Raw genomic sequence first — 14,361 nt, 5'->3', positions numbered from 1 at the left:
GCTACTTATTAATAATTTTTTTAAAATTTTTTATAACTTTTGAAAGCCCAAAAAATACTGACTCACCAATTATATAGTGACCAATATTAAACTCTTCGATTTCTCTAATTTTATTCAAGATTTTTGTGGTTTTATAATCTAATCCATGACCTGCATGAACTTCTATACCAAGTTTTTTTGCAAAGATTGATGATCTTTTTATTCTATCTAATTCATTGTGATATGTTTTATTTAATTTAACTAGATTAGATATTTTACCAGTGTGAATTTCAACACAATCAACATTAAATTCTTTTGACTTCTTAACATCTCTAATTGAAGGGTTTATAAATAAACTGGTTCTGATTTTATTTTTTTTAAATTTTTTAATTATATCTTTTAATTTTTTTTTGTTTTTGGTTAAGTTTAAACCACCCTCAGTTGTTACTTCTTTTCTATTTTCTGGAACAATACAAATATAGTCAGGTTTTATTTTAAGGGCATTTCTAACAATCTTTTCATTCATTGAAATTTCAAGATTAACTAAAATTTTTTTTGATTGACAAATTTTTTTAGCATCCAAATCATTAATATGTCTTCTATCTTCTCTTAAATGAATAGTTACAGAGTCAGCACCCATTTTCATAACTTGTAATGCTGCATAATATGGATCTGGATGATGTTCACCTCTAGAATTTCTTATTGTTGCTACATGATCAATATTTACACCTAATCTTTTCACTTAATAAATCTACTTCCTGGTCTTGTAATGGGAATTGATTTAAAACTTTGTGGTAATTGCTTTTCACTAAATGTTGGAACATCTATTTTTAGATGAGATGTAATTCCTGTTTTAATTCTTAGTGATTTTTTTGTTGATCTATCTATTATGGATGCAAATCCCAATAGTTTAGCCTTAGCATTTTTAATTAATTTAACACATTCTAAACTAGATTTTCCTGTAGTTATAACATCTTCAATAATTAAAACATTTGCACCTTTTTTAATTTTAAACCCTCTTCTTAATGTAAATTTTCCATTAACACGTTCACAAAATATAGTTTCTTTTTTTAAAAGTCTTCCAATTTCATAACCTATAACAACACCACCCATTGCTGGAGCTAAAATTAAATCTATTTTTTTATATTTTCTTTTAATCTTATTAGCTAAAGATTTACAAATTTTATCAGCTAAATTTGGGAAGCTTAAAAGTTTTGCACATTGTATATATTTTGAAGAATGTAAACCTGAAGATAAAATAAAATGTCCCTCTAAAAGAGCATCAGTTTTTTTTAAAATATTTAAGGATTTTTTGAGTGAAAGCATTTCTTTTATCTTCGTGTCTAATTATCTTAAATTTTATACTCTTTTGTTTTAGCACTGCAATAAAATTTGTGAAGTTTTTCAAGTTGTTTATGATCAATTTGAATTTAAAGTTAATATATTTTGCATTTTTACCAGCCATTTCAACATTAGAAATATTAAGTTTATGCCTACCTATTAAAGAGCTAATATCTCCTAGTTGACCAGGTTGATCCGGTAAAGAAATCCATAATGTTGTATTGTATTTTTTAATTCTTTCTTCTTTTTGCTCACCTTTATCGTGCCAATATCTTCTAATTGCTGATCTTGCTTTTCCTGTTTTTGTTATTGGTATCCAGTGTAATGATGGTGATTGATTTTTAGAAGTAATAATATTAACTCTATCACCATTTCTTAAAACGTCCTGTAATTCAGACTTATTTCCATTAATTTCACATCCTATTGCTGTATTTCCTATCTTAGTATGAACAGCGTAAGCAAAATCAATTGGCGTTGCATCTTTTGGTAATTTTATAACTGAGCCTTTAGGTGTAAAACAAAAGACATTTTCTTGGAACATTTGTAACTTTGTATATTCATAGGAATGTTCAGGGTTTTCATTTTTTTCAATAATTTCAACTAAGTCCTTTAACCAATCATATTCTTTCCAACTTAATGAATTAAATTTTTCAGAAGATTTATATTTCCAGTGTGAAGCAACTCCCCTTTCTGCAAATTCATGCATTTCATGAGTTCTTATTTGAATTTCAATTGGTTTCTTATTTGAACCAATTACAGATGTGTGAAGTGATTTATAACCATTTATCTTAGGTGATGATATGTAATCTTTAAATTTTCCAGGAATACAATTCCATTTTTTATGAAAAATTCCAAGTGTTTTATAGCACTCATCTATAGTGGAGAGTTTAATTCGAAATCCAATAATATCTGTAATTTGTTCTAATGAAATTCTTTTTTTTTGAACTTTTCTCCAAATGGAAAAAGGTGTTTTTTCTCTACCATGAATTTCAGCGTTAATGTGGTTATCATTTAATATTTCACTTAATTCAAAAGATAATGACTCAAATATATCTTTTGTATCAGATTTAATTTCATCTAATTTATTTTTAATCAATTCTCTTGCTTCGTTATTTAAAATTTCAAATGACAAATCTTCAAGTTCATCTCTAATTCTATGCATACCCATTCTATCAGCAAGTGGCGCATAAATTTCCATGGTTTCTTGTGCAATTCTGTGTCTCTTCTCTTCTTTAGCTATAGCTTTAATTGTTCTCATGTTATGGAGTCGGTCAGCTATTTTGACTAATAAAACCCTAATATCTTTTGATGTAGCTAAAATAAGTTTTCTAAAATTTTCAACCTTTGAATTTGCTCCTGCTGTATTTTCAAAAACAGAAATTTTAGTAACTCCATTAACTAATTCAGCCACCTCATCGCCAAATTCACTTTTAATAGTTTCATAAGTTGCAAAAGTATCCTCTATAGTGTCATGCAGCAAACCAGTTGTAATTGTTGCACTATCTAATTTTAGTTCTGTTAAAATATTTGCAACTTCAATTGGATGTACAGAATAAGGATCTCCTGATGCTCTTTTTTGATTTTTATGAGCTTTAATTGCAAAATTATATGCTTTATCTAATCTTTCTGGATTTAAAAATTTATTATAAACTTTAACCTTATTTATTAGGTCTTGTGAATTAAGCATTTTTTATTATAGCATTAATTCAAATTTGTTTAATAGATCTAATTTCATTAGTTGATAAGCTTAAAATTAAGTCTTTAATGTTTGTTTTTGTTAACGGATGAACCCATTTTTTTTCAATTTCAAACAAAGGAAATAAAACAAAATTTCTTTTATGCATCATTTTGTGTGGTAAATTTAATTCGCCTCTTAAAATCATGCCTTTAAAATCAATTATATCAATATCACATTCTCTTGGTGCGTTTTTAGGAGATTTTTTTCTTCCCAATTTTACTTCTATAGTTTTACATAAATATAATAATTCCCTTGGATTATGTACGCATAAAACCTTTAGAACGATATTTGTATATTTGGGATTTTTTGGATTTGGCCAAGATGGAGTCTCATAGTAACTAGATATTGCGATGGGATTTATGTTGTTATCTAATAATAAGGATTTTGCTTTTTCAATATAAGTAATTCTATTACCGATATTTGAGCCAATTCCTAAATAAACTACATTAACTGGTTTTTCTAATATATCTGGCTTTATCACGGTTCCAATCTCTATTTTTTTTTGTGGCTCTTTTATCAAACTGTTTTTTTCCTTTTGCTACAGCCAACTCAATTTTAGCTTTACCTTTTTTAAAATACATTTTTGTTGGTACTATTGTGAAGCCATCCCTTTGCATTTTACCTATTAACTTATTTATTTCTCTCTTGTTTAATAAAAGTTTTCTTTCATTCATTGGGTTATGATTTGAATAACTTGCTTGTTTGTAAGCTGCTATATGTGAATTTATCAAAACTAATTCACCATTTTTTTCTACAGCATAAGAGTCTGCAATATTTACTTTTCCATCTCTAATAGATTTAATTTCAGAACCTTTTAAAACAATGCCAGCCTCCAAAAGGTCTTCAAAAAAATAATTAAAACTTGCTTTTCTGTTTAAACAAATAATTTTTAAACCAGGGTTGGTTTTTTTGTTCATTAAATCAATTTTGCAGACTCTAAAGCTTTTTTAATAATAACCTTTGCATTGTCTGATACTTTGACTAAGGGCAATCTTACCTCGTCATCACATAAGTTCATTAATTTAGCTCCATATTTTACAGGGCTCGGATTACTTTCAATAAACATAGCACTATGAACAGGTTGTAATATTTCGTCTAATTTTTTTGCTTTATTTAATTCATCATTATTTTTTGAAATAGAAAATTTTTGAAAATCTGAACACAGTTTTGGTGCTATATTTGCTGTAACACTAATTGTACCAACACCGCCTCTTTTATTAAATTCAAAAGCATTATCATCGTTTCCTGTCATCTGAATAAATTCTTTACCCATTTTTGATAATTGTTGATCAACTCTATTTAAATCTCCTGTAGCATCTTTAACACCAACTATATTTTTTAATTCAAAAAGTTTAGCCATTGTTTCAACAGACATATCAATTACAGACCTTCCTGGAATATTATAAATTATTATAGGAATTCCACATTTGTCATTAATAGCTTTATAATGTTGATATAATCCTTCTTGTGTAGGCTTGTTATAATAAGGGGTTACAATTAGAGCTCCGTCAGCTCCAGCCTTTTCTGCATGGGTAGTTAAGGAAATTGCTTCTTCTGTTGAATTTGATCCAGTTCCTGCAATTACAGGAATTTTACCAGCACTCTCTTTGATGCATAAATCTATGACTTTTTGATGCTCTTTGTGACTAAGAGTTGGAGACTCACCAGTAGTACCTGCTGGGACAAGACCACTTGTACCATTATTTATATGAAAATGAATTAACTTTATATAAGCTTCTTCGTCTAGGCCATTATTTTTAAATGGAGTAATTAAAGCAACATTTGATCCTTTGAACATAAATACTTATAACATAGTTTATAGATTCATATACTAAAAGATTATGTTCAAAAATTTATTATTATTTATTGGTTTATTAGTCTCGTTTTCAGTAATTCAAAATAATGTTTTTGCTGATGTAATTTCCTCTATACCTTTAAAAAAACCATCTTTAACTACCGAAGAATTAGATAAAAAAATTTCTAAAAATATTCTTAAACCTCTTAAAAAACCAAAAAAAAATAAAGGTAAAATAGTTAAAGAAAAGGAAATTGTTCAAACAAAAAAAAAGATTAAATTATCATTTAATATACCTAAAAAGAAACCAACTATAAGCGGCGTAAACACTGTTAGAAGTGTTAAAATATCGAAATATTACAATAAAAAAGATTTTGAAATAGCCAAAAAAGCTATTTCAGAAATGAAAAAAAGTAAGTGGTCCACATCTCTTGGAATTGCAAAAAAAGCTAAAGATAAATCAATTTATAATTTCATACAATGGAGGCATTTATTAACAAAAGGAAATCAAGCATCCTTCTATGACTACAAAGTTTTCATTGATAAAAATTCTCACTATCCAAGAATTGGAAGATTAAAATATCTTGCAGAACACAAGCTGTCTACTGCTAAAGTTTCCCCAAAAAAAATAATTAATTGGTTTAGTGTTGATCAACCTTTAAGCGGATATGGTAAAATGATACTTGGTGAAAGCTTTATTTTAACTGGTGAAAAAAACAAAGGAGCAAAATTAATAAAAGATGGATGGATAACTGCAGATTTATCTAAAAATGAATTAAGATTTTACAGAAAAAAATTTAAAAAATATTTAAATGCAGATGACTATATTAAAAGAGCCGATTATTTAGCATGGAATAGTAAGCGATGGGATTTAAAAAGATTATTAAGATATTTGCCAACAGATTATGAGTTGCTATATACAGCAAGATACATTTTAATGACTAAAGGCTATGGTGTTGATCAGGCAATTAAAAATGTACCTACAAAATTAAAAAATGATGCTGGATTAAATTATGATCGTTTGAAATGGAGAAGAAAGAGAGGAAGAGTAGACTCCTCGTTAGAAATTCTACTAAATATCAAAAATAATAAAGAGTATTTGGTAAAACCTGAAAAATGGTGGAAAGAACGAGAAATTATTTCAAGAGCTTTAATCTATAAAAAAAATTATGAAACAGCATACAAAATCTCAAGTAATCACGGAATGTCAAGTGGATCTGATTTTGCAGCAGCAGAGTGGCTTAGTGGTTGGATAGCATTAAGTTTTTTAAAAGATCCTCTTTTAGCTAAAGATCATTTTCAGAATTTTTATAAAAATGTAAATTACCCAATAAGCACCTCAAGAGGCGCTTATTGGCTTGCGAGAACTTATGAAAAGTTAGGAAACAAAGATCAATCAAACAAATGGTACAAAGAAGCTTCTAAATTTCTTACTACTTATTATGGTCAATTAGCTTTTTTAAAACTAAATCCTAATGCTAAATTTGAATTAGAAAAGGATATGGTTGTCGATGATAAGTATAGAAAAGTTTTTTTTAATAAAGAATTAGTGAAGATTACTTATCTTTTAGATGAACTTAAAAATGACAAATATACAAAATTTATTTTGAGACATCTCGCAAATGACAACATCACAAATGGTAGTGAAATTTTAGCAGCTGAGCTTGCTACTAATATTGAGAGGTATGATTTTGCAATACAAATATCAAAAATATCTTCGTACCAAAAAAGATTTCATAATAAATTTAACTACCCAATTATAAGCACACCAAAAACTATTAATGGTCGTAAAATTCCAGAAAGTGCTTTTATACTTTCAATTATAAGACAAGAGAGTGAATTTGATTTAAGTGCAAATAGTCATGCTGGAGCAAAAGGTCTAATGCAACTAATGCCTTACACAGCAAAATTAGTTTCAAAACAATCTAAGCTTCCGTATTCAAAATCAAGATTAACTACTGATCCGGAGTACAATATAAACTTAGGTTCTCATTATATAGCTGGATTAATACTTCAATATGATGGCGCATACCCTTTTGCTGTAGCCGCTTATAACGCTGGCCCTAATAGAGTTAAATATTGGAAAAAATTAAACAAAAACCCTCAAAAAAAACAAATAGATTATGTTGATTGGGTTGAGCTTATAAAATTTAGAGAAACAAGAAATTATGTTCAACGAGTATTAGAGAACTACAACGTTTACAGATATATCTTGGAAAAAAAGCAAATAAAAATGACAAACTTCTTCAAGGATAAGCCTCTATTTTAGTGGCGGAAGAGGAGGGATTCGAACCCTCGGTACAAGTTTCCTCGCACGGTCATTTAGCAAACGACTGGTTTCAGCCTCTCACCCACTCTTCCGTATGACATAGTGTATTAAGTGATTGTATTGAAAATTCAATATTTATAAAGTAATTATTCGATAATTATGAAAAATAAGTACTCTATATTTTCGTTAATCAAGAATGCTTTCTCATATCATGAGAATTGGCAAAGAGCATGGAAAGATCCCATACCAAAAAAAGAATATGATGCAGTTATAGTTGGTGGAGGTGGTCATGGATTAGCTACTGCCTATTATTTAGCAAAAAAACACAATATGAAAAATATTGCTGTTGTTGAAAAAGGTTGGATTGGCGGTGGAAATACAGGAAGAAACACCACAATAATTAGATCAAATTACTTGTGGGATGCAAGCGCTGGTCTTTATGATTATGCACTAAAAATTTGGGAAGGTTTATCTCAAGAACTAAACTATAACGTAATGTTTAGCCAAAGAGGTGTAATGAACCTTGCACACAATCTCCAAGATGTAAGAGATTTAAAAAGAAGAACTCATGCAAATAGATTAAATGGGATAGATGCAGTTTACTTAAGTACCGAAGAAGTTAAAAAATTTTGCCCAATTATTAATACTTCACAAGATATTAGATACCCTGTTTTAGGTGGAACACTTCAAAGAAGAGCTGGTACAGCAAGACATGATGCTGTTGCTTGGGGTTATGCAAGAGGTGCAGATGAAATGGGTGTTGATATAATTCAAAATTGTGAAGTAAAAGGAATTAAAAGAAATGGTGATAGTATTGAAGGTATTGAAACTACTAAAGGTTTTATAAAAACAAAAAAAGTTGGTGTTGTTGCGGCTGGCCACTCTAGTGTTATTGCAAATATGGCTGGATTAAAATTACCACTTGAAAGCAAACCTTTACAAGCTTTAGTGTCAGAACCTGTCAAACCAATAATTGACACTGTGGTAATGTCTAATGCTGTGCATGCTTATGTTAGCCAATCTGATAAAGGGGAATTAGTAATTGGTGCAGGAACAGATGATTATGTTTCATATTCACAAAAAGGTAGTCATCAAATTGTAGAGGGAACACTAAATGCAATTTTAGAACTTTATCCAATTTTTAGTAGAATGAGAATGCTTAGACAATGGGGAGGGATTGTAGATATATGTCCAGATGCTAGCCCAATATTAAGTAAAACTTCTATCAAAGGTTTGTATTTTAATTGTGGTTGGGGTACTGGCGGATTTAAAGCAACACCAGGTTCAGGAGATTTATTTGCACATACCATTGCAAATGATGAACCTCATAAACTTAATGCAGCATTTAATTTAAATAGATTTATAAGTGGTGACCTTGTTGATGAGCATGGTGCTGCAGCGGTTGCTCATTAATGTTTATTATAAATTGTCCATATTGTGGTGAAAGAGATCATCAAGAATTTAAAGCTGGTGGTGAAGCTCATATAGAGAGACCAAAACAACCAACAGAACTAAGTGATGATGAATGGGCAGAATATTTATTCATGAGAAAAAATATAAAAGGTGTTCAATTTGAGAGATGGATCCATGCACACGGTTGTAGAAAATGGTTTAATATGGTGAGAGATACATCTAATGATGAAATTAAGTTAATCTATAAAATGGGCGAAAAACCTCCTTCAGAATAATATGTCTACAAACTTAAGAATAAAACCTAGCGAATTTATTGATGAAACTATTAGAATTTCGTTTAAATTTAATGGAAAAACTTACCACGGATTTAAGGGAGATACGCTCGCATCTGCTCTACTTGCTAACAATGTTCATTTAGTTGGAAGAAGTTTCAAATATCATAGACCAAGAGGAATAATGACTGCTGGCTCTGAAGAGCCAAACGCAATAGTTCAAATAAATGATGGCACAAATAGAACAGAGCCTAATGTAAGAGCTACGGAAGTAGAAATTTATGAAGGTTTAGAAGCTTCTAGTCAAAACTGTTGGCCTAGTGTTAATTTTGATATAGGGGGAATTAATAATGCTATCTCAGCTTTTTTACCAGCTGGATTTTATTACAAAACTTTCATGTGGCCTGCAAGTTTCTGGGAAAAATATGAATATGTTATCAGACACTCAGCAGGACTGGGTAAATCACCAACAGAAAAAGACCCTGATGTGTATGATCACAGATATATTCATTGTGATGTACTGGTGGTTGGAGCGGGTATTTCAGGAATATTGGCTGCAAAGAATGCTGCTAAAAATAACTTAAAAACTTTACTTGTTGATGAAAAAAACGAATTGGGTGGATCAACAATATATCAAAACAGAGAATTTAATAAAATTGAAAATCAAAGTTCATCTGATTGGCTTAAGAAAGAAATAAAAGAATTAAAAAATATAAAAAATCTTGAAATTAAAACAAGAACTAGTGTTGCTGCGTTTCATGGTTACAATTATTTGTTAGCAAGAGAAAACCTAACAGATCATTTAGAGAAGAAAGACAAACAAGGAAAAATTAGACAAAGACTTTTAAAAATAAGAGCTAAAAAAGTAATTCTTGCAACGGGTGCTTTAGAAAGACCGCTGATTTTTAATAATAATGACAGACCTGGAATTATGCTTTCATCTGCAGTAAAAAAATATGCAGATTTTTATGGTGTAGTTTCTGGTAAAAAAAATGTTTTTTTTACTAATAATGACAGTGCTTATGAAAGTGCTATTTGTCTTCACGACAAAGGAATAAATGTTGAAGCAATAATTGATATTAGAGAAAGTTCAAATTCAAAGATTGTAAAAGCAGTAGAAGAAGCAGGTATTAAAATTCATTGGTCTCATACAATTGTTGATACAAGTGGCTATAAACGGTTAAATGGTATTTCTGCTATGAAACTATCTAATGACAGTTTATCTGTTACAGGTAGTAAGATAAATATTTCTTGTGATTGTCTAGGTGTTGCTGGTGGCTGGACTCCTGCTGTTCATTTATTCACACAATCTGGTGGAAAATTAAAATTTGATGAAAATGACAAAATATTTTTGCCAAACAAATATACGTCTGAACAATTGAGTGTTGGATCTTGTAATGGAGATTTTAAGTTAAAAGAAATTATTAATAATTTATCAATTAATTTAAAAAAATTTTTAAAAGTTAATGAATCAGATTTTGACAATATCTTGATAGAAGGTGAAGAAGAAAATTCAAAAAGAAATATTTGGCTATTACCATCAGATAAACCAATTGGAAAAACTAAACCATTTGTTGATTATCAAAATGATGCAACAGCGAAAGATATAAAATTAGCTTTAAGAGAAGGTTTTAGATCAATTGAACATGTGAAAAGATATACAACAACTGGTATGGGAACAGATCAAGGTAAACTTGGAAATATGCATGCTCTTGGAATTATTGCTGACACTGCTGGTGTAAAAATGGGTGACCTTGGAACTACAACTTTTAGACCCCCCTACACGCCTTTAACATTTGGAACAATTGTCGGAAGAAATGTTGGTGAATACTTCGATGCTTTCAGAAGGACTCCAATGAATGATTGGCATATAGAAAATAAAGCTGAGTTTGAAAATGTTGGTCAATGGAAGAGAGCTTGGTATTACCCCATTAATGGTGAAACAATGCATGAAGCTGTACAAAGAGAAAGCATGGCAGCCAGAGAAAGTGCTGGAATATTAGATGCATCAACTTTAGGTAAAATTGATATTCAAGGTACCGATGCATCAGAATTTTTAAACAGAGTTTATACAAATGCTTGGTCAAAACTTGGTATTGGTAAATGCAGATACGGTTTGATGCTTAATGAAGATGGTATGGTTTACGATGATGGTGTAACAACGAGACTTGGAGAAAATCACTACATAATGACAACAACAACTGGTGGTGCTGCTAATGTCTTGGGTAAACTTGAAGATTATTTGCAAACTGAATGGCCTGAACTAGATGTTTATTTAACTTCTGTTACTGATCATTATGCAACCGCTAGCATATGTGGTCCTAATAGTAAGAAGATATTAAAAAAATTAATTCCTGATTTAGATTTATCTGAAGAAAGTTTTTCTCATATGTCGTTTAAAAATGCTCAAATTGGAAAAATTAAATGTAGAATTATGAGAATTAGTTTTACTGGTGAACATAGTTATGAAATCAATGTTCAATCTAATTATGGTAAAGCTATTTGGGAAAAATGCATGGAAGCTGGCAAAGAGTTTAACATCACTCCATATGGAACTGAGACTATGCACTTATTAAGAGCTGAAAAAGGATTTATAATCGTAGGCCAAGACACTGATGGAACAATGACACCTATTGATCTTCAAATGGATTGGATAGTAAGCAAAAAGAAATATGATTTTATTGGTAAGAGATCACTTTATAGATCTGACACCATGAAAGAAGAACGTAAACAGTTAGTTGGACTTTTAACAGATGATCCAAATATAGTTTTAGAAGAAGGTGCTCAAATCGTTTCTGAATTAAATCAATCTCCTGTTAATATGCTAGGTCATGTAACATCAAGTTACTATAGTCCAAATTTAAAAAAATCTATTGCTCTTGCAGTCGTAAGAAGTGGAAAAAATATGATGGGTACAAAATTATTAATCCCCATGGAGGATAAGACGATCAATGTTACTGTAGCTAATCCAGTTTTTTTTGATACAGAAAATAAGAGGTTAAATGCTTAATTATAATTCACCAATTAATAATCAGATCAATTATAACGGTGTATCTGTAAAAGAATTATCTCCTATAATGAAACTTGGTCTAAGAGGAAAAAAAAGAGAATTCTTTACAACAGTCGGTAAACATTTGGATATGATTTTACCCACAGAAGCTAACACTTCGTCATCTAGCTCTAAACTTACTTCTATATGGCTTAGTCCTGATGAATGGATGGTTATATCAAACGAAGAAATCGAAAAAGATTCAAACAAATATGATCTTGAAGAAAATTTGTATAACAGTATTTCAAAAACTAATTTAGGTGCAGTTGTTGATGTAACTGATCAGTTTGTATTGTTAGAATTAGAGGGTGCAAATATATATGAGTTATTTTCTTCTGGTAGTCCTTTTAATTTTAATGAATTTAAAGAAAAAAAAGGCTCTACTACACAAACATTGCTAAACAACATTGACGTAATAATTCATAATAAAGGTGAAAATTTAGTTAATTTATTTGTTAGACGTTCATTTTCTGAGCATTTGTACTCTTGGATAAATGATAGTGCGTCAAGGTTATAAGGTTATTCTTAATTATTTTTGGGTAAAAGGAGTTATGAAAAAACTTATTTTACTTGCACTTATAGTGCTTTTACCCTTTTCAGTTAACGCAGATTCAAAACTAGATCAAATATTAGCATCTGGTGAATTAAAAGTTGGAACTACGGGAGACTGGGATCCTATGACAATGAAAGACCCTGCAACAAATAAATATAAGGGTTTTGATATCGATGTAATGGATGAATTGGCTAAGGACATGGGTGTAAAAGTTATTTTTGTTCCAACAGAATGGAAAACTATCGTTTCAGGAATTACCTCAGGCAGATATGATATTTCAACAAGTGTTACTAAAACAGCCAAAAGAGCAGAAGTTGCCGGCTTTACCTCTACATATTATAAGTATGGTACAGTACCACTTGTGCTTAAAAAAAATTTAAAGAAATTCTCAACTTGGGACTCATTAAATAAAAATGGTGTTAAAATAGCAACTACACTTGGAACCTCACAAGAACAAAAAGCAAAAGAATTTTTTCCAAAATCTACACTAAAATCAGTTGAAGCCCCAGCTAGAGACTTTCAAGAAGTTTTAGCAGGTAGAGCTGATGGAAATATCACAAGTTCAACAGAAGCTAATAAACTAGTTATCAAGTACCCGCAATTAGCAATAGTTCAGGATGGTGAAAAAAATCCTGCTTTTCTTGCTATGATGGTTCCTAAAACTGATACTAAATGGAATAACTATGTAAGTGACTGGATTGAAAAGAAAAAAAATTCTGGTTTCTTTCAAAAGTTATTAGCTAAATATAATCTTAAAAGTTTATAATCAGTTAGATATTAATTTTTAATTCTCTATAACTTAAGAGTGAAAAATATATTTTTTTTACTTTTAATTCTTCCACTTTCTTCATGTACAGATCATGAGATGGGTTGGTTTATTATTTCTCCAAATAATCTTGAAGGAGCAACAAATCTAAAATTCTTATTGAGTGGCTTAACAACAACTATCTATATATCTCTAATATCAATAATTATATCAATGATATTGGGACTGGTTGTTGCAATACCATCTTTAGCTAAGAATAAATTTTTAACTTATATTAATATTGGTTATGTTGAAATTGTAAGAGCTGTACCATTATTAGTTTTAATCTTATGGATTTATTATGGTTTACCTATAATGACAGGTATTAGCTTCAGTCCATTTATTTCAGGAATAATTGCTTTGGCAATAAGTGAAAGTGCTTTTCAAGCTGAAATTTTCAGAGCTGGTATTAATTCAATCAAGAAAGCACAATGGGAAGCAGGGAGTTCATTAGGTTTAAATTTTTTTAAAAGATTAAGATTAGTAATATTGCCACAAGCAATAAAAAATATTTTACCCGCTATTGGTAATCAATTTGTCTATGTTTTAAAAATGTCATCATTAGTATCAATAATAGGTATTGGTGACCTAACAAGAAAAGCAAACGAATTAGTTGTTACAACTTATCGACCTTTAGAAATTTATACTTTTTTGATTTTGGAGTATTTAATCTTAATATTAATTGTTTCTTTTTTTGTAAGAAAATTAGAAAAAAATTTAAAAAAAGACTAACTGTTAATTTTTCTTTCTCCAGTCCCATGGATAATCGAATTCCATAGACCACATTCCAAGTTTATTAAATTTAGCATAATTTTCATCTATAATAAATTTTTTGGAATATCTTCTGTAAGCAAATGCATAACCACTTCTAACAAGATAGCTGGATAAACTTTCATCATTTACATAACACTCTGCTAAAGTTCTTTTATATTGATCTTTACCTTCACTGATACAGATAACTTTATTGTTTCCAATCTTATCTATAAGAATTTGTTTGGCTGTTATTCCACAAGGGTTACTCTGACCTTCTTTAATGCAGTTTTGTTTTAATTCTGGTGTATCTATGCCACTAAATCTAATTTTTTTACCATTAATTTTGATTGTATCTCCATCCGTTATTTTAATATCTTGTGATTTGATATCGGTA

At 29.7% G+C, this 14,361-nt stretch carries 14 protein-coding genes and 1 tRNA gene; 7 read left to right on the top strand and 8 right to left on the bottom strand.

The features are described 5' to 3' along the window. Position 1: 1 nt before the first annotated feature. From ACIJYB_RS03260 to dapA, 6 genes are read right to left on the bottom strand one after another with little or no spacing between them, the layout of a single operon-like run. Positions 2–721, bottom strand: coding sequence for a pyridoxine 5'-phosphate synthase (locus tag ACIJYB_RS03260; RefSeq protein WP_435152264.1), 720 nt, complete (start codon positions 719–721; stop codon positions 2–4). Then, positions 718–1,305, bottom strand: coding sequence for an orotate phosphoribosyltransferase (gene pyrE, locus ACIJYB_RS03255; protein ID WP_435152261.1), 588 nt, complete (start codon positions 1,303–1,305; stop codon positions 718–720). The genes ACIJYB_RS03260 and pyrE overlap by 4 nt, the downstream gene beginning before the upstream one ends. Next, positions 1,262–3,007, bottom strand: coding sequence for a RelA/SpoT family protein (locus ACIJYB_RS03250; RefSeq protein ID WP_435152259.1), 1,746 nt, complete (start codon positions 3,005–3,007; stop codon positions 1,262–1,264). The genes pyrE and ACIJYB_RS03250 overlap by 44 nt, the downstream gene beginning before the upstream one ends. Before the next feature lie 19 nt (positions 3,008–3,026). Then, complete coding sequence (gene folK, locus ACIJYB_RS03245) at positions 3,027–3,539, bottom strand: 2-amino-4-hydroxy-6-hydroxymethyldihydropteridine diphosphokinase (RefSeq protein ID WP_435152256.1); 513 nt, start codon at positions 3,537–3,539, stop codon at positions 3,027–3,029. Further along, positions 3,505–3,975 carry an SsrA-binding protein SmpB gene (gene smpB, locus ACIJYB_RS03240; protein ID WP_435152253.1) on the bottom strand — a complete coding sequence of 157 codons (471 nt, stop codon included), beginning with the start codon at positions 3,973–3,975 and terminating at the stop codon, positions 3,505–3,507. The genes folK and smpB overlap by 35 nt, the downstream gene beginning before the upstream one ends. Continuing rightward, entirely contained in the window at positions 3,975–4,856 is an 882-nt protein-coding gene (dapA, locus tag ACIJYB_RS03235) for a 4-hydroxy-tetrahydrodipicolinate synthase (protein ID WP_435152250.1), read from the bottom strand. The genes smpB and dapA overlap by 1 nt, the downstream gene beginning before the upstream one ends. Positions 4,857–4,899: 43 nt before the next feature. Between dapA and ACIJYB_RS03230 the strand changes: the two genes are divergently transcribed. Then, positions 4,900–7,122, top strand: a complete 2,223-nt coding sequence (locus ACIJYB_RS03230) for a lytic transglycosylase domain-containing protein (protein ID WP_435152247.1) — start codon at positions 4,900–4,902, stop codon at positions 7,120–7,122. On the opposite strand, the gene ACIJYB_RS03225 is transcribed toward ACIJYB_RS03230, so the two are convergent. Continuing rightward, positions 7,123–7,214 (bottom strand) — tRNA-Ser (locus ACIJYB_RS03225). It abuts the gene before it with no gap. 67 nt (positions 7,215–7,281) lie between these two features. Here ACIJYB_RS03225 and ACIJYB_RS03220 point away from each other — a divergent pair. The 6 genes from ACIJYB_RS03220 to ACIJYB_RS03195 are packed head-to-tail and all read left to right on the top strand — an operon-like array spanning position 7,282 to position 13,946. Then, positions 7,282–8,535 carry a sarcosine oxidase subunit beta family protein gene (locus ACIJYB_RS03220; protein ID WP_435152244.1) on the top strand — a complete coding sequence of 418 codons (1,254 nt, stop codon included), beginning with the start codon at positions 7,282–7,284 and terminating at the stop codon, positions 8,533–8,535. Continuing rightward, positions 8,535–8,810, top strand: coding sequence for a sarcosine oxidase subunit delta (locus ACIJYB_RS03215; RefSeq protein ID WP_435152241.1), 276 nt, complete (start codon positions 8,535–8,537; stop codon positions 8,808–8,810). Before ACIJYB_RS03220 ends, ACIJYB_RS03215 begins: the two co-directional genes overlap by 1 nt. A gap of 1 nt (position 8,811) precedes the next feature. Then, complete coding sequence (locus ACIJYB_RS03210) at positions 8,812–11,817, top strand: sarcosine oxidase subunit alpha family protein (RefSeq protein WP_435152238.1); 3,006 nt, start codon at positions 8,812–8,814, stop codon at positions 11,815–11,817. Beyond that, positions 11,810–12,373 carry a sarcosine oxidase subunit gamma gene (locus ACIJYB_RS03205; RefSeq protein WP_435152235.1) on the top strand — a complete coding sequence of 188 codons (564 nt, stop codon included), beginning with the start codon at positions 11,810–11,812 and terminating at the stop codon, positions 12,371–12,373. The genes ACIJYB_RS03210 and ACIJYB_RS03205 overlap by 8 nt, the downstream gene beginning before the upstream one ends. Positions 12,374–12,407: 34 nt before the next feature. After that, positions 12,408–13,175: a transporter substrate-binding domain-containing protein gene (locus ACIJYB_RS03200; protein ID WP_435152233.1), complete on the top strand. Its 768-nt coding sequence runs from the start codon at positions 12,408–12,410 to the stop codon at positions 13,173–13,175. Positions 13,176–13,214: 39 nt separating this feature from the next. After that, positions 13,215–13,946, top strand: a complete 732-nt coding sequence (locus tag ACIJYB_RS03195; protein WP_435152231.1) for an amino acid ABC transporter permease — start codon at positions 13,215–13,217, stop codon at positions 13,944–13,946. Positions 13,947–13,949: 3 nt separating this feature from the next. Here ACIJYB_RS03195 and ACIJYB_RS03190 read toward each other — a convergent pair whose 3' ends face one another. Then, positions 13,950–14,249 (bottom strand): thermonuclease family protein, encoded by a 300-nt coding sequence (locus ACIJYB_RS03190; RefSeq protein WP_435152514.1) that lies wholly within the window; start codon positions 14,247–14,249, stop codon positions 13,950–13,952. Between the last annotated feature and the right edge of the window lie 112 nt (positions 14,250–14,361).

Source organism: Candidatus Pelagibacter bacterium nBUS_44 (assembly GCF_051200895.1).
Lineage (GTDB): Bacteria > Pseudomonadota > Alphaproteobacteria > Pelagibacterales > Pelagibacteraceae > Pelagibacter.
This window is presented reverse-complemented; position numbering and strand designations above follow the sequence as displayed.